A 15420-nucleotide genomic window follows, 5' to 3' on the forward strand; every position below is an offset into this window, starting at 1 on the left:
AACACGCGCAACTCTTGTGGCTTCAACAGGTTCGCGTGTTTCACACGCTCGTTTGAGTTAATCGTGACTGACACCTGGGTTCCGCTACGCTTCACCTGGTGTTGTCGTATGTGCGTGTGCTCCGCACACCTGAATCGATTTTTCCGACAGGCTCCCTGCGTGCGTGATTCCAGTACGTACGTAAATGAAAACGCTCCGTTCGCGCTCCGCGCTCATTGCAAGCGGGACGCTTGCGCTCCAGTCTACGGTTTTTTCACCTCATCGACGCTCGAACCGGTAACTTCAGTCTTGAATTTGCTGTAATCCCCGTATTTGATCAGGTTGTTGATGTTGATCCCGGCGAAAAGGATCTTGATCGAGAGATTGACGTCCGCCTGCGACGGCAGCCAGATCTCATTGTTGATCAACTCATTCTCGATCGTGAACGATGCGCCGCGCTTTGCTTTGGCGATGAAACTCCCGGCGCTTTTCGTCAGAACGGCGTCGAGCCGGACTACCTGCTTCGTTTTCGTATCGACCCAAACCGCGCCGGTGCAAAGGGCGAAGAGCTTTTCCATCCGCGACTGCGGCTTGAACGCCGGATTCGGCTCGTAATCGAAGACGATGACGTCGTTGCTCTTGTAACGCTCGCGGCGGGGATTCGTGAGGATCGATCCCTTCAGCGCTTCGGCGATCGTGATCCGCTGGCCCTCGCCGTTCGGAGTTCCGCCGGTACCGGATCCCATTTCGCGCTGTTTTGCGGCCTTGCGCTCTTTGTCGGCGATGCGGCCCTCGATCTCGGCAACCTGCTTTTGCGCGTCGCGGTCTTCTTTCTCCTGATCCGAAGCGGACAAAGGTCGGCCGTTCTTCTCGATCAGGCGATTGATGCGATAGCCCTTATAGAATGTCAGCAGTCGTTTCTCGGAACTCTTTTCGACCAATTCGCCGTTTGGCAACGGTTCGCGATCGATGCGAAGTTCGGTGTAGCTGTAGTTTTCGAGTATCTCGTCGACGCGCTCGGCGTTCGCCTTGATCTCGGCGAAGAGCGTCGGGATGTCCGGGATCGGCTCGTTCGAAACCCGCGGAAAATCGAACTTGGCGCGCGCGACGGGTTCGTTGTATTTGACGCTGTCGAGTTTTATCTCATACGTCTCGTCTGCGATCTTGGAAACAATTGCAAACGCCGTCTGAATTCCGCTGACGATGCGATAATCGCTGTAATCGAATGACTTGACGAGCGGACCTTGCGGAATCTCCTCGCGCACGAGCAATCCCGTCGCCTGATCGAAGAACAGCTTCATCTGCACGCCTTTGGAGGTGTTCAAGACGACGACGCTCGCCGGTCGCCCTGATACGTTGACCGTTCCGCCGGCCGAGATCTTCGTCTTTTCGGCCTTCGCGCTCAACCAGCGCGAGTTCCGGTAAACGGCTTCCGCCTGAAAGTCCTTTGCCGCCTCGCCGGTCAACGTCCTCAAACCGTTTCGCGAATCGCGCATCCATCCGGACTTGCCGTTGTAGCCGACGGCGTATTCGAATCCGTTCAGATCGAACATTCCTCCATAAAGACTCCCGCCCGACGCTTCCGCCTCGTATCGCCCGGTCGCACCGTCCGATTTTCGCGTTATGGTTCCGGACGACTGCCACGAACGCACCGATTTGAGAACCTTTTCGCTTCCGAGCGCCTTGTTTGCGCGGCTCAGGACTTTCGATGGCGACTGGGCCTGGACGGCCGCGGCAGCAATCAATATAAGCAAGAATGATTTCAGTTTCATTGTTTTTCCCTTGTTCGTTTGTGCATTTCTGACGTTTGATGCCCGATCATCGCGTTTCGTCCGAACATTTGATTCTACAATTTTGAATGGATGTTTCCAACGCCGGCGTTTTGCGCAGTCGATAACAACGGTCTCGTTCGAGCCAATACTACGCTTTGAACAAACAATCGCCCGCCGGATTCGTGAAAAATGCACGATTTCGCCGGGTAGCGGTGTCCTGACAAGCCGTGGGTTGAAACCCACGGTCCGCCGCATATCGCTCTCGTGTCGCGTCAGCGACGACTGTCTCTGAATTTGCCTCGATTGCGTAACTCGGGCTTCATGGATGCAGAGCAACCTGCAAATGCGTAATCTGCGTTATTGCCAACTCCCGCCCGTTTTGGTTTTGTCTTTTGGTCAACTACAATCTAAATCCGTAATGGCAGTCTCAAACCAAGAATTTCGCGCCGCCTTGGGTCGCTTCGCCAGCGGCGTCACGGTGGTCACGACACGCGACCATAAAGGGGATCTCCACGGCATCACGGTTTCGGCGTTTTCGTCGGTCTCGATGAATCCGCCGCTCGTGCTCATATGTATCGAAAGGACGACCGGCAGCCATCACGCCTTCGTCGAGTCAGGGCGGTTTACGGTCAATATTTTGAGCGCCGAACAATCGGGCGTTTCGGATCGGTTCGCGTTTCGCCACGAGGATAAATTCAGCGGGATCGGGTTTCGCATCGGCGAGCAAGGGATTCCGATCATCGAAGGTTGTCTTGCCAATCTGGAATGCCGCGTCGTCAACGAATACAGCGGCGGCGATCATACTATCTTCGTCGGCGAGGTCGAGGCGGTCCACACCGACGACAAATCGCCGCTGATCTACTGGACGGGCGAATATCGAACGATTGCTTAACTCCGATAGACCGCGAAATCGACTTCGGCAAAGATGTTGTCACGGTTCTCGATCTCCTTCAGCAACGGCTCGTTGAAATCGCCGGTTTCAAGCATTTTTGCCAGCATATTGAAACGGTGGATGTGCGATTTGAACCGGTTCGAAGAGTATTGCACCGTCGTTCCCTGATAGATCTGAAAAGCCCAATCGCTCGACTGCGCGAGCAAGAGTTCCCGCGCAAGTTGGTTCAACACCCGCCGTTCAACATCGTTCGGATGGTGAAAACGATTCGCCAAAGCCGTCATTTTCCGTTCGGCGTCGTGTTGATAAGGATACATCCAGGAATTCCCTTCATTTATCCAAACCTTGTAATAGCCTGCTTCGCCCCAGCTTGACGCCGATGGAGTCTGGATCTGGATCGGGATCTTCGCATCGAGATAATCGCCCGGTGTGACGGCCGTGATCTCGTCCTGATCGAAATGGATCTGGCGAAACAGATAATCGATGAACATCGGTCCCTCAAACCACCAGTGCCCGTAAAGTTCGGCGTCATACGGCGATGTCACGAGCGGCGGATGCCCCTCGTGGATCTCGCGCAGTTTGCGGGCCTGGTCCTTGCGCCTCCCGAGAAAATCGAAGGCGTGCATCGCCGCCTTTTCCTTCGCGATCGCCGGAACGTATGCTTTCTTGCGGTTTTGCGGAACATCGCGGCCCGTGATCCGATAGTATTTCAGACCGAGATGGCGCCGGCTGCCGTCCGAATGAAGGTGCGGCTTCAGATATTCCATCGGCAGATCCCAGCCGACATCGCGATAAAATTCCCGATAGAAGGGATCGCCCGGATAGCCGACCTCGGCCGACCACACCTGTTGCGACGTTTCGACGTCGCGCGCGAAAACGGCAACGCCATTGGGACACATCACCGGCGCGTGGACGCCGTAGCGTGGCCGCGGCTCGCCGTATAGGATAGCGTGCGAATCCCCGATGAAGTATTCGATCCCGGCGTCTTTCAGCAGATCCTCGACGCCGTGTTCGTAGGCGCATTCGGCGAGCCAAATGCCGCGCGGCTTGCGCTTGAAGTGTTTCTGATAATTGGTGACGGCGATCTCGATCTGCGCCCGACGCGACTCCTGCGTCGAGATCAACGGCAGAAATCCGTGCGTCGCGCAACACGTGATGATCTCGAGGACGCCTTCGTCCTGGAGTTCGCGAAAGGCGTTGATCAGATTGCGGCCGTAACGATCGTTCCAGAGACCGAGCGACGCCGAGAGGGTGTCGACGTACATCCTGACCACCTCAAGAAATTCCGGCGCTTCGGCCGTAACGCGCTCCAGTTCCTTGCGGGAGAGTTCGAGCAGATTCTCGAGATGGCGCGTGTACCGCAACTGAAGCAGAGGATCGGCCAACATCTCGCACAACGGCGGCGAAACATTCATCGCCAAACGCGGTTTCGCGCCAGCCTCGTGCTGACTCTGAAAAATGAAGATCAGCGGAAGATAGACCTCGGTGATCGCCTCGAACAGCCAGTCCTCTTCAAGGAATTCGGGGTATTCCGGATGCCGTACGAACGGCAGATGCGCGTGCAGAACCAGACTGAAGTAACCAACCATAATCGATTTCGGATTTTGGAATTTGGATTTTGGATTAAAGATCAATCCGGCAACCACAATTGTCGAAGTATAAACCAATTCGCGGTCCGGTTCGATTTCGGAATCTGGATTTTGGATTTTAGATCTTTTTGAATGTGGAATTTGGAATCCAGATTCCAAGGATTCCAGATTCCACGATTCCAAATTCCAAGGTAAGGTTCGAGATTCCAAGATTCCAGATCCACGTTCGAGATTCCAGAGTTCCAAGGGTTCCAGACTGGGAATCCCGAATCGCGTTTCAATCGCGTCGAGTCGGTACCATCTGCGGTAGCGGATGGTTGGTTGCCGCACTCCCGGACCGAAGTATTGATACCAACCGATCTTCAACCATCCGCTATCGCAGATGGTACCGACTCGTCCCGGCCCCGAATACAAAGAACCCGTGGGTTTTTCAAAGCTCCCGAATCTGGATTTTGGAATTTGGAATCCGGAATCCGGAATCTGGAATCTGGAATTCTGGAATTCTGGAATTCTGGAATTTGAAATTCTGGAATTCTGGAATTCTGGAATTCTGGAATTTGAAATTCTGGAATCTGGAATTCTGGAATTTGGAATATTTGGAATCTGGAATTCTGGAATTCTGGAATTCTGGAATTTGAAATTCTGGAATCTGGAATTCTGGAATTTGGAATATTTGGAATCTGGAATTCTGGAATTTGGAATTTGGAATTCTGGAATTTGGAATTCTCGAATCGGGAGAATGCAAAAAAGTCCCGGAAGCGAAGATCTTCGCCGTCCGGGACCAATCCAAAATCCAAAATCCAAAATCTAAAATCGCAAAGAGCTGACCGGTGAAAGTCGCGGGACGAATTTCACCCGTTCACCCGTGATCGGCGACTTGGGAACGGCGCGCGTAACGCGACTCTTCGGGAAATGAACCAAACTCGCGCCGTAAACGGCCTCGCCGGTCTCCTCGTAGCCGATGATCTCTTCGTCGAGAAGATCGAAATGGTCTTTGAGAGCCGACATCGTGTTTTCCGCGCTGAGCTTGACGACGTTCTCCGCTAGAACCAGGTACAGCGCTTCCGAGATCTGCCCGCGAAGCGCCTCGACGCTGATTCCGGACGCGAGCGCGAGCAGCGCATAACGGATCTCGTCGGCGCTGAACGATTCGGCGTGCTCTCCGAGCAATTGATAGAAAGTGCTGTCCGTCGCCTGCTCGGCGCTTTCAAAGTCATCGCCCGCGAGCGCGACTTCGAAGGCGTCGCGCGTAAATCCGGCGACATCCAGGACTTCGGCAAATTCGTTCGCGGCGATTGCCCAGTCTGATTCGGCCGCCTGCCGCGGGCTCGGGCTCTTCCGCGGCGTCTCGATCGTGTTCGAGAACATCACTCGGATAAACGGACGGCCCGGCGCAAAAAACCCGATCTCCGCTCGATAGCTCGCGTCAGATTCCACGTTGTACCACCAACTCCCGGCCGCCTCGATCTGTTGGATGACCTCACGATCGGTTTCCAGATTCACCAACTTCGCGACCAACCGGTAATTTCCAGCGTTGCCGCCGAAGAGCTTGTGAAGCGTCTGAAACGGGTTGTTCTTGATCGACCAATAGAAATAGAGCCGATTCGGTGACTGCATCTGCAAACGCGCCCGGTTTTCCTTCTCAAGTTCCGGAAGCGCCGGCATCGATAGCGCTTCAAAAACGGGATCGACCGGTTTCACATCCGCGGCGTCAGCAAGGATCGCGGGCATCGTCGGTTCGGGAATCGCGAAAAGTTCATCAAGATCGCTATCGACCCGCGCAAAAAACTCCTCGTCACCGACGAATTCGCCGGATGAGATCGGCGCCAGCTCAAAGTCGTCCAACACGTACTCAACCACCTTCTTTTCTTCGTCGTTCAACTGCTCGATCTTCTCTTGTTCACTCATAAATTTATCCAAATGAATTCAAAATAAGTGAAAATTATCGGGTTTTGAGCCCGCCGATGCAACCGCCGGGCGAAGATTCTCAACTTCGGTTCGTTAAACCCGAATCGGACGCAGATGATTCTTGTGCTTTTTCGGCGCGGAGTCGGAAACCGCGAAGATGCTGACCGGACACCCGTAAATGGGAATCGATGGCTTACATTTTCGCGGATTCTACCTTCTTCAATTTCACTTCGATCTTGCCGTATTCCGAGTTTATCCGCGAACGAACCGGAATCCGGCGTTCATCGTCGGTGATCCAGATGACCATACTTCCCTTCTGCTCGATCAACCGGTTGTTCCCGAACACTTCCGGTTCAACCCGGAAGCACATCAGGCGGCCAAGGACTGATTTTTGAACTTCGCGCGCGGTGACGCGGACCGGCACCTGATAGATCAGGCCCGAATCGCTGATCGTCAATTCGAATACCCTGCCGACTGCGAGCGGCAATGTCCGAAGGAAATAGAGGCCGGAAACCAGATCGTGTGTATCGCCCTTGAGGTCGGACGCGATCGTCCGCGGCGCGCGCATCGGTTCCTTTGGATTGGTTTCCGTAAAGGTCACCTTTTTTTCAACATAACTGAAAAGAGCTTCGCTATTGCGGACGCGTTCCTTCTGAACATCGTTCTTAACGGTCTTCAGGACCCGAAACTTGTCCGAGTCAACGGTTGATTCATATTCCTGAACGAAACTGAAACGGAAAAGCTTGAGCAACGTTCCCTTCGAACGCGCGTCTGTCTTGATCAGATAATCGTCTCCGTCCGCGGTCTTGCCGAAGGTGAATGAAAGATCCGCAACCGCAATTCCCTGAATGATCTTGCTGATCTTGCCTTCATAAACCAGTTTCTCGCCGCCGAGGAATGGCGGTTTGACAGTCGCCTGCGCAAGCGCGCCGGCCGCGAACAAAAGTCCAAATGCCGAAACGAAAACAAAAATTCGGGTAAATCTCTTCATAATTGAACCGCTGCGACGCATCTCGTTAGTATAATCCAAAAGCCAAATTATGCCACGACATTTCGACGCCGCCGAAATCCGATGATTTGACGCCTCGAACGCTTGAAATGGATGCACCGGACAAATTCACTTTTCGAGCAAGAAAAGATATTCCCGATTCGGTTCGTCAAAGTCCTTCGTCCATTGGTTCGTCCAGCGCATCGAAGCCATCACGTTGCGACGGTGGTCGACTTTCAGAGTTTCGATCAGCGTGCCGCAGTTTCCTAGGATTCCGGCCAGTTGTTCGGCCGTCGCGCGACCTCCCGAACTGTAAGAAAGCAAAACGTGCCGCGCATCGGCCTCGCGGATCATCTTTTCAATTGCCGAAACGGCCAGAAAAGCTCCGGTTTCATCTTTGCGAAAATCCTCGAAAACGGAAGCTGCCGTTCCGTCGCGTGAATCGGTTCGCCGGTTCGCGCGACCGAAGACCGGCGGACGGTCGTTCCTTATGACTGTCGTCCAGAGATGATAATAGGCCGCATACCGAACACGCGACGGCGGCATTCTCTCATTGTTCGAACCGTACGGCGGATCGAAATACGCGAGATCGGCGGCCGCCTTCGGGAGCGCGTCAAAAATGCCCCCGCTGAGAACCTCGTGCTCGGCTGCGGATTCGAAAATCCGCGGAACTTTGAGCCGCATCGTGTTGTAGGATCTCTTTGACCAATTCTTCAAGTATGCGGCGTGATGGCCGATCGTCGAATCGACCGCGTCGAGCGCGAGGATCAAGCTGGTCAGCAACACGCTCTTTTCGACTTCGCCGAGTCCGAGCCTGTCGATCTCGTCGCGAATCGCGTCGAGCTTTCGTGTGTTGTGAAGTTGCCACGGACGCTTGACGGGTTGGCCGGCTGCCCCGCCATAGTTTTCGGTGAACCAACCGTCGTGTGGCGCAAGTTCATTGAGATGTCGAACGATTTCTTCATAGAAGCTCTTCGGCCGCCTGTTCTTGAAATAGCAAAGCGCGAAAACGCGCGACCATTCGGCAATGTCGTTCGAGATCACGCGGTAACCGAGCCGCGCGAACATCTGTCCGACCCGCGTCGTTCCGGCAAAGCCGTCGAACACGGTCCGCGCGTTGACCCTTTCCGCGAGTTCGGCGATGAACGGCAAAAGCCGCAGCTTCGAACCGGCATACTTGATTCCCTGTGTCTGCGGCACGTTCATCGGCTGATGGTTTCGAGTCTGCGTGCAACAGCATCGAGCACCGTCTCGACGCCGATGTCCATACAGATCCAGTTCGCGCACGAACGGCGGTGGCAATCGACACGGCATCCGATGTCGTTGCGTTCGACGCATATGTCCGAGGGATTCAGACTGCCGTTTCGCCACCATTCGGTCGGACCGAAGATGCCGACGACCGGACATTCGGCGGCAATCGCAAGATGCGTCGGTCCGGTGTCACCGCCGACGTATATCTCGGCCCGCCGCGCCAGTTCGAAGAAGCCCTTGAGCGTCGGTTCGCCCGTGACAAGTCGCCCCGAACGCGAATTTGCGGCGGCTTTCATCGCCAGTTCGGATTCATTCGGGGCGGTCGTGACGATCGACGCGAGCCCGAAACGTTCGAAGAGCCGATCGGCAAGTTCGCCGAACTTCGCGGCGTCCCAGAGTTTCGTCGGCCAACCGCCGGCCGGATTCAGGATCGCGAACCTGCCGCCCGCGAGTTCCGACATTGCACCGGCTTCGGCCTGATGAATTTCTTCGGTAAAGATCGGAAACTCGGGCTTTTCATCTCGCGCCTCAAAACCGAGCGCACTTCCGGCGAGGATCAAGTTCTTCCTTACGACGTGAAAGCCCGGCGGAGTCTCGACCGTGTCGGTAAGCAAAAACCGGCTTGCGGGCTCACGCAGACCGGACTTTGCAAATCCGAATCGACGCGCGGACCGGGTGAACTTCGCGACAAACGCCGATTTCAGAAGTCCCTGGAAATCGATCGCGATGTCGAATTCCCGTTTCCGGAGGTCACCGATGAGCTTTCCGGCATCGATCAGGATCTCTTCGATCATCCGTCCGCCGCGGAGAGCCCGCGTGTCGATTTCGAGCAGTTCGTCGATCAACGGATTGCCGCGCAGAATCTCGGCGGACGATTGTTCGACCGCCCAAGTAACGCTGGCGTCGGGCATTTCTTTTCGGATTGCCGCCAGGACCGGAAGCGTGTGAACGACGTCACCGATGGAACTGAGCTTGATGATGAGAATCTTCATCGGACTCAATGTTAATGAATTTGTTCCGTTTTCCGAAATCGACGCTTTCAAATGGTTTGAAACTAGTTATTGTCGCCGCGCGCCCTGATGAGGTATATTTATGAAGGCCTGTTTGTTTTCGGGCACTCTCGTAACTTATAGCATCAATCGCTTTAGACCTTTTCCCGCCCCCGGAAACGACACCTGCGACATTTGCAGATATGAGCCAGAAGAAAAGACTTCAGCGCGATTTGCGCCCGGCACTTGTATTTCTAAACGGTGATCTTCTCGCCGTTCCGATCCCGCTTGAACGCGAGGAGGTTATCCTCGGGCGCGCCCTTGAGGCCGATGTTCGCGTCAACGATTCCAAGACCTCGCGCAAGCACGCACGGATCAACACTATCAACGATCGTCAGAACGAGGAAACGAGCTATGTCCTGACCGATCTCAGTTCGCGAAACGGAACCCTGCTCAATGGTCAGCGAATCCGCCAGGAAACGCTCCAGCACGGCGACAAGATCACGATCGGCGAGCATATTCTTCGATTCGAGTTCCTTGACGAGATCGACCGCGAATACCATCGCCAGATTCACCGTCTGCTCTCGCACGACGACCTTACCGGATTGCTTTCATCCCGCTCCTTCTTCTCGGAACTTCGACGCGAATCCGGCCGGGCGCGCGCCGAAAATCGAAGATTCTGCGTCTTGATGATGGACGTCGATTTTTTCAAGAACGTCAACGACACTTACGGCCACCTGACCGGCAGCAAGACGCTCGAAGAGATCGGTTACTGCATTATGCAGAATTTGCGGAGCGGCGACGTCGCGTCGCGTTTCGGCGGCGAGGAATTCGCTGCTTTTTTGCTCGACGCGTCGCTCGGCCAAGCGCTGGTCGCGGCCGAACGCATCCGATCCGAGATAGAAACCGCAGACTTCACCGTCATCCGTCAGGGACGTCCGGCCGAGAAACACCACATCACGATAAGTATTGGCATTGCTTCATTTCCAAGCGATTCAAACGATGTCATCGAACTCGTAGAAATGGCCGATTCGGCGCTTTACCGGGCCAAACGAGAGGGCCGAAATCGAATCTGCGTCTATAGCGAACTGGATCCTGAAGATACTGCCGACCGTTTTCCGTCGCGGGAAGAAGAATCAGTCGAGGTGTGACTTATCGGCCGGATTCGCCGACTTCCTGACTTCCTCTTCGAAAACCCGCTCGATCTCTTTGAACTCCCCGGCGTTGAAGATCGTCCGGTTCATCAGGACCAGTTCTTCTCCGTTGACCGCGACGACAAAACTCTTCGCGCCTTTTGCGCCGGTTTTGACCTCCATACCCGAAACGTCTTTCCACTCAAACGTGCGCATCGTTTCGGACGATCGCCAAAACGTGCGCGAGAAGACCGTGAAGTCGGACGAGCCGCAAACGATCGTCAATCTCGGCATCACGCTCAACATAACCCAGACGATCGCGAGCACGAACGAGAAGACGAGAAACAGGAACACGGCCACCCCCGACGTCGTCGTGATTCCCATTCGCGCGAACTTTCCGTGCGCCGCAGGCTGCCCGACGTTTGCCAGGATCAGGATCATCACGAACCAAAAACACGCCATAAAAACGGTTACGAAAATACCGATAGTGTATGGATTCTCCTCAAAAACCCGCTCTTGTTCCGTGATCATTCAATCAGACGCCCCCGCATTGTTTCCGCAAAAGTACTTTATCAAACAATATTTTGCAACAAATTCCAGGCCGCCGCCGTGAAACGACACGGGAAAACTTTCGTGTTAAACTGGTCTCCGTTTTCGATTCTCAGTTTTGTTGTTTTGGAATGATAACCAAGTTAAATCTTGCCACAAATCCGTTTCGCAATCGCACGCTGCCGTATCTGATAGCGGTTCTGCTGTTGATGACCGCTCTCGGCGGGGCGTTCTGGTCGCTTACGCGCTGGAGCAATATCCGCAAGCTGAACGAGGTTGCAAAAACGGATATCGAACGCATCAACGCCGAGCTGACCGAGCTCAAAGGAAAAGGCGACCGGGTTCAGCAGGAACTGACGCCGGATCAGCGCGCGTTGCTGGTCGGCGCTCATAAACTCGTCGCCAACAAATCGTTTAGCTGGTCGCGGCTTTTCGCGGACATCGAGGGCGTGTTGCCGGGCAATGTCAGCGCGTCGCGCATCGCCGTCGAGAATATCTTTCAAGAACGCGAGAGCATCAAGGCCGACCTCGCCTTTTCAGTTCTCAGCCGTGACTACGCGAGCGTCGAGCAGATGATCAACCGGATGAACAATTCGGGCGTCTTCAAGGCTGAATTGCGCGGACAGGATCTGCAGCAAACCGATCGGTCGACCTACACCGAGTTCACGCTTCATCTGGCCTATACGCCGAACATAGGTTACGCCGTCCCAACGCCGACGCCGGCGGATCTCGTCAGCAACCAGGGAGGAAATCGATGAGCGACGAGAATCAGTTGAACGGCGAACCGGGATTCGAGCCTTCGCCGCAAACGCGAAGGCCTGCGACGCATAAGCGCCCGCGAAAGGTCTATTCCGGAATGTGGGGAGTTCCCGAGATGATCGTTGTCGGGATCGGGCTTTTTGGAATTCTCATTTTCGTTCTCTTGCTAGCGTTCCTTGTCTTGCCGGCGCAGCGCGAGCTTGATAACAATCGCAATCGCCGGAACGAGATCGAGTCCGAACTCACGAAGGCGCGGTCCCGGTATGGTTCGATAACGTCAACCGAAGATCGCGTCGGCGAGCTCATCCGGAGCGCCGATGATTTCGAAACGCGATCCCTGCGCAGTGAAAATGACGCAAAGGTCGCGCTCTATCAGCGTCTGAACGGCCTGATGTCCGCGCTTGGTCTCGTCAACACTTCCGGGCCGGACTACGTTCCGCTCGAACTCAGCGACAGGAATCGCACGCAGACGGCGGAAGACCGCAGCGGGCGCTCGAAATACATCAGCATTTATCCCGGCGTCTATGTATCGATGACGGTCGACGGCTCGTATCAGAACATTCGACGGTTCATCCGCGAGATCGAGACCGGCGGCGAATTTATCGTCATCAGCGCGATCGAACTTGAACCGTCGGAAAACAAAGATCAGAAAACTCCCGCCGACCAGACAAAACCCAGAGAGGCTGACCCGACGGCGCAACCGGGGACGATCGGCCAGCCGATCTCGCAGCCCGCATCGACGGATGTCGATCGCGGCAAGACTTCCGGTGCGACGGTGACATTGCGGATCGAATTGGCGTCGTATTACCGACGCGCGAATTTTAGTCCGATGCCGATTGAAACGAGGTCGGAGCAGTAGTTTTTTTCAATGAATATCTTCGAGGGAAAAACAAAGGAAGAAAAATACAAGCTGATCGCCGCGATCGCGCTCGGCGTGCTCGCGATAGTTGCAGTCGGCTATAATCTGATCGGTTTCTTCCCGGCAAAGAAAACGACTTGGGCGTCCACATCGCCGACCGCGACGCCAACGCGTTCGACGACGGGCGGCAACGTCGTTACGTCTTTGCCGCCGCAGGACGAGATCGACGGGATTTATTCGACCATTCCGGTCGTTTATCCGGCGGTTTCGCTCGGCGCGCCCGACGCGGGCCGAAATATTTTCGCTTTTTACGAGCCTCCGATCCCGACGCCGTTCAGTCCCACGCCTTTCGTCACGCCGCCCGAGATCATCAAGACTCCTGCGCCGACTCCGACGCCGCCGCAAACGGTTCTTGGCTTTAGTCCGGCGACGGTGTATGCCGGAACAGGCGGTTTCACACTGTCTGTCGACGGGACTGGATTTACGCCGGATTCGAGGATCTTCCTGAATAATATCGAGATGCCGACGAACTACGTCGGACCGCAGCGCCTTTCGACCGAGGTGCCTTCGAACCTCATTTCGGGCGGCGGTCAGATGCAGGTATTCACGCGCACTCCGGATGGTAAATTCTATTCGCTGCCGTCGTTCTTTACGATCCAGCAACCGCCGCGCCCGCAGTTCCAATATGTCGGCATCGTCGCTCCGAAACTTGGAAACAACGCGACCGCATATCTGCAGGAAGGCACCGCGCAACCCTTGGCGCGCCGGCTCGACGACCGGATCGGTCTTTGCAGCGGCGCAAATCCCGGGTGCTTCCGCGTCGTGAGCATCGCGCGCGAACGCGTTATCGTGCAGGATGTCGCGTTGGGATTCCGTTACACGATCGAGATCGCCAAGCCGGGCGGCTCGACCAATTCGAGCAGCAACCCGAATTCCAGCAATCCTAACTTCCCTGGCGGCAATCCTAACTTCCCCGGTGGCAATCCGAATTTCCCTGGCGGCAATCCGAATCTTCCGAATCCGAACGCAACGCCGTGCGTACCGGGAATTCCGTGCAACACCCCGGTCTTCGTACCCAATCGCATCCCGAATCAGAAGGACGTCGACGATAATGATGATGACAAGGATGATGGCGACAATTAGAATCTGGATCGGCGATTTGGGATTGCGGACCGGACGTTGTCGCGGGATTGCGGCTCGGTTCGGGCCGACTTTGAAATCGCGGATCCCAAATCCGCAATCGGGAATGTCGCTTGTCGGGGTCCTCGGCGCGATGACCGTCTTCGCGACATTTTTGCTGGCCGTCGCTCCGACGGTCTATATCGAAGTCCAGCGCGAAAAGGAACTCGAGTCGATCCGGCGCGGCGAGGAAGTTGCCGAAGCGATCAGGCTCTACATCGAATTCTATCGCGGAACTAAGCTCCCGAATTCGATGGACGATCTGCTCGAAGGCCTGCCGCAGGGAACGAAAAAACGGATGATCCTCCGGCCTTCCGCGGCTGTCGATCCGCTCAGCGAGGACGGTAAATGGCGTTTGATAAAACCGGAAAGCCAGGCTTTTCTCAATTTCGGAAAACGCGTCCAGCTCTACAATAACGGACTCTTGCCTTCGAGCCCCGAACCGAGGCAGTTTCTCGATCGTTACGCGCTTCCCCTCGTGAACATCATCAACACCAAAGATCCGGGCGACGCCGAGGAAGCCGACGAAACGGAGATCGAGGATGTGACCGACAATGTTCAATTCATCGCCGTCGCGAGTCAGAGCCGAAGCAAATCAGTGATCGCCTACTACGGGATCGAGAACCATTCAAAATGGGTTTTCACCCCACTCTTCCGCGGCTCCGGGCCGAGCGTCGTCAGTCCGAAGATTCAGGAAATGGATCAATAAAGCCGGATTCCCTGATTACGCAATAGTAAACCCTTTTGGTGCTCGGTAACGATTGCCGAGGACTACTACGTCATCGGGCACGGGTGTCTCGAACTCGGACTGCGGACCGATCTCGTCTCGGCGCTCGACCGCGCCGCGGCTTGCCGCCCGGATGTGCGGAAAGGCTGTGGGGACTGTCTCAAGAGTCCCCAATGTCGCCGACGGTGACGGACAACATAGCGCAGAATCGCTACGTGAGGATCGGAATTCGTCTTCGGTCTCCGAAGGAGACGAACATCGATGATTGTTGGTCACTTACAGCGACGAAGACGGGAATGCAACGTCACGTAGGATTCGCTTCGCTTCATACTACGCTATGCTCTTTGTCTCCTTCGGAGACTCAATTCGGTGACTTCTAAGACGGCCTCCTCGGCCTTTCCGTAAGTCGCCGGGTAGAGCCGCGGCTCCGCCGCAGGGTTCTAAGCGGCGGCATCAAATGTCACAGGATATATGCAATCTGTGGCGGCTGTCGTCTTGGATCAAGGAGGGAATATTATGGAAAGCGGGAGTATGTCGATGACTGAGTTTGTCGAACCCGCAAATGATGCGGCAAAAGTCATAGAGAAAACTGGAAGTCAGAATACAAACAATGGTGTTCCCGTGCCTCAGATTAGCCAAGGTGTCTTTTGGGATGTTCAGATTAGAGGGCCAGGTAGCATTACGTACAACGAAATTAAGACGACCCAGCGTCTTCTATTTCGAAATGGGAATCGCGGAATGTTCGTAATTAAAGAGATTTCGATCGTGATGAACGACGTCGAGCGAACTATTTCCATTACGCCAGGCAAAGTTCGGAAGTTAAATTAATTAATCAAGGAGGTTTAA

At 55.0% G+C, this 15420-nt stretch carries 15 protein-coding genes; 7 read left to right on the forward strand and 8 right to left on the reverse strand.

What is annotated here, in order from left to right; all coding sequences use genetic code 11:
• Positions 1-242: 242 nt before the first annotated feature.
• Positions 243-1751 carry a hypothetical protein gene (locus IPN69_19065; GenBank protein ID MBK8812811.1) on the reverse strand — a complete coding sequence of 503 codons (1509 nt, stop codon included), beginning with the start codon at positions 1749-1751 and terminating at the stop codon, positions 243-245.
• Between the two features lie 418 nt (positions 1752-2169).
• Between IPN69_19065 and IPN69_19070 the strand changes: the two genes are divergently transcribed.
• A complete protein-coding gene (locus tag IPN69_19070; GenBank protein MBK8812812.1) occupies positions 2170-2643 on the forward strand; it encodes a flavin reductase family protein in 474 nt (157 codons plus the stop codon).
• On the opposite strand, the gene IPN69_19075 is transcribed toward IPN69_19070, so the two are convergent.
• The 6 genes from IPN69_19075 to waaC form a co-directional block, all read right to left on the reverse strand.
• On the reverse strand, positions 2640-4232 hold the full coding sequence (locus IPN69_19075) for a DUF1957 domain-containing protein (protein ID MBK8812813.1): 1593 nt from the start codon (positions 4230-4232) through the stop codon (positions 2640-2642). The genes IPN69_19070 and IPN69_19075 overlap by 4 nt on opposite strands.
• A gap of 430 nt (positions 4233-4662) precedes the next feature.
• Positions 4663-5022: a hypothetical protein gene (locus tag IPN69_19080; GenBank protein ID MBK8812814.1), complete on the reverse strand. Its 360-nt coding sequence runs from the start codon at positions 5020-5022 to the stop codon at positions 4663-4665.
• 17 nt (positions 5023-5039) lie between these two features.
• A complete protein-coding gene (locus IPN69_19085; GenBank protein MBK8812815.1) occupies positions 5040-6140 on the reverse strand; it encodes a DUF4912 domain-containing protein in 1101 nt (366 codons plus the stop codon).
• A 193-nt stretch (positions 6141-6333) separates the two neighbouring features.
• Positions 6334-7131, reverse strand: coding sequence for a DUF3108 domain-containing protein (locus tag IPN69_19090; protein MBK8812816.1), 798 nt, complete (start codon positions 7129-7131; stop codon positions 6334-6336).
• A 126-nt stretch (positions 7132-7257) separates the two neighbouring features.
• On the reverse strand, positions 7258-8334 hold the full coding sequence (locus IPN69_19095) for a DNA adenine methylase (protein ID MBK8812817.1): 1077 nt from the start codon (positions 8332-8334) through the stop codon (positions 7258-7260).
• The gene (gene waaC, locus IPN69_19100; GenBank protein MBK8812818.1) at positions 8331-9371 is read right to left on the reverse strand and encodes a lipopolysaccharide heptosyltransferase I; all 1041 of its coding nucleotides are present in this window, start codon (positions 9369-9371) and stop codon (positions 8331-8333) included. The genes IPN69_19095 and waaC overlap by 4 nt, the downstream gene beginning before the upstream one ends.
• A gap of 200 nt (positions 9372-9571) precedes the next feature.
• Between waaC and IPN69_19105 the strand changes: the two genes are divergently transcribed.
• Positions 9572-10519 (forward strand): GGDEF domain-containing protein, encoded by a 948-nt coding sequence (locus tag IPN69_19105; GenBank protein MBK8812819.1) that lies wholly within the window; start codon positions 9572-9574, stop codon positions 10517-10519.
• On the opposite strand, the gene IPN69_19110 is transcribed toward IPN69_19105, so the two are convergent.
• Positions 10505-11032, reverse strand: coding sequence for a hypothetical protein (locus IPN69_19110; GenBank protein MBK8812820.1), 528 nt, complete (start codon positions 11030-11032; stop codon positions 10505-10507). The two genes, IPN69_19105 and IPN69_19110, sit on opposite strands and share 15 nt — an antisense overlap.
• A gap of 149 nt (positions 11033-11181) precedes the next feature.
• Here IPN69_19110 and IPN69_19115 point away from each other — a divergent pair, with 149 nt between their 5' ends.
• The 5 genes from IPN69_19115 to IPN69_19135 all read left to right on the forward strand — a co-directional run bounded on the left by IPN69_19115 (position 11182) and on the right by IPN69_19135 (position 15402).
• A complete protein-coding gene (locus IPN69_19115) occupies positions 11182-11808 on the forward strand; it encodes a hypothetical protein (protein ID MBK8812821.1) in 627 nt (208 codons plus the stop codon).
• On the forward strand, positions 11805-12668 hold the full coding sequence (locus IPN69_19120) for a hypothetical protein (protein MBK8812822.1): 864 nt from the start codon (positions 11805-11807) through the stop codon (positions 12666-12668). Before IPN69_19115 ends, IPN69_19120 begins: the two co-directional genes overlap by 4 nt.
• Before the next feature lie 9 nt (positions 12669-12677).
• Complete coding sequence (locus tag IPN69_19125) at positions 12678-13811, forward strand: hypothetical protein (GenBank protein ID MBK8812823.1); 1134 nt, start codon at positions 12678-12680, stop codon at positions 13809-13811.
• A 103-nt stretch (positions 13812-13914) separates the two neighbouring features.
• Positions 13915-14556 carry a hypothetical protein gene (locus IPN69_19130; GenBank protein MBK8812824.1) on the forward strand — a complete coding sequence of 214 codons (642 nt, stop codon included), beginning with the start codon at positions 13915-13917 and terminating at the stop codon, positions 14554-14556.
• 555 nt (positions 14557-15111) lie between these two features.
• Complete coding sequence (locus IPN69_19135; protein ID MBK8812825.1) at positions 15112-15402, forward strand: hypothetical protein; 291 nt, start codon at positions 15112-15114, stop codon at positions 15400-15402.
• Positions 15403-15420 lie beyond the last annotated feature (18 nt).

The organism is Acidobacteriota bacterium (assembly GCA_016715115.1).
In the GTDB taxonomy this organism is placed as follows: Bacteria; Acidobacteriota; Blastocatellia; order Pyrinomonadales; family Pyrinomonadaceae; genus JAFDVJ01.

Bases quoted from the DNA above. Each gene is read 5' to 3' on its own strand.
- IPN69_19065 (MBK8812811.1), bottom strand. From the start codon at position 1,751: ATGAAACTGAAATCATTCTTGCTTATATTGATTGCTGCCGCGGCCGTC.
- IPN69_19070 (MBK8812812.1), top strand. From the start codon at position 2,170: ATGGCAGTCTCAAACCAAGAATTTCGCGCCGCCTTGGGTCGCTTCGCC.
- IPN69_19075 (MBK8812813.1), bottom strand. From the start codon at position 4,232: ATGGTTGGTTACTTCAGTCTGGTTCTGCACGCGCATCTGCCGTTCGTA.
- IPN69_19085 (MBK8812815.1), bottom strand. From the start codon at position 6,140: ATGAGTGAACAAGAGAAGATCGAGCAGTTGAACGACGAAGAAAAGAAG.
- IPN69_19090 (MBK8812816.1), bottom strand. From the start codon at position 7,131: ATGAAGAGATTTACCCGAATTTTTGTTTTCGTTTCGGCATTTGGACTT.
- IPN69_19095 (MBK8812817.1), bottom strand. From the start codon at position 8,334: ATGAACGTGCCGCAGACACAGGGAATCAAGTATGCCGGTTCGAAGCTG.
- waaC (MBK8812818.1), bottom strand. From the start codon at position 9,371: ATGAAGATTCTCATCATCAAGCTCAGTTCCATCGGTGACGTCGTTCAC.
- IPN69_19105 (MBK8812819.1), top strand. From the start codon at position 9,572: ATGAGCCAGAAGAAAAGACTTCAGCGCGATTTGCGCCCGGCACTTGTA.
- IPN69_19110 (MBK8812820.1), bottom strand. From the start codon at position 11,032: ATGATCACGGAACAAGAGCGGGTTTTTGAGGAGAATCCATACACTATC.
- IPN69_19115 (MBK8812821.1), top strand. From the start codon at position 11,182: ATGATAACCAAGTTAAATCTTGCCACAAATCCGTTTCGCAATCGCACG.
- IPN69_19120 (MBK8812822.1), top strand. From the start codon at position 11,805: ATGAGCGACGAGAATCAGTTGAACGGCGAACCGGGATTCGAGCCTTCG.
- IPN69_19125 (MBK8812823.1), top strand. From the start codon at position 12,678: ATGAATATCTTCGAGGGAAAAACAAAGGAAGAAAAATACAAGCTGATC.
- IPN69_19130 (MBK8812824.1), top strand. From the start codon at position 13,915: ATGTCGCTTGTCGGGGTCCTCGGCGCGATGACCGTCTTCGCGACATTT.
- IPN69_19135 (MBK8812825.1), top strand. From the start codon at position 15,112: ATGACTGAGTTTGTCGAACCCGCAAATGATGCGGCAAAAGTCATAGAG.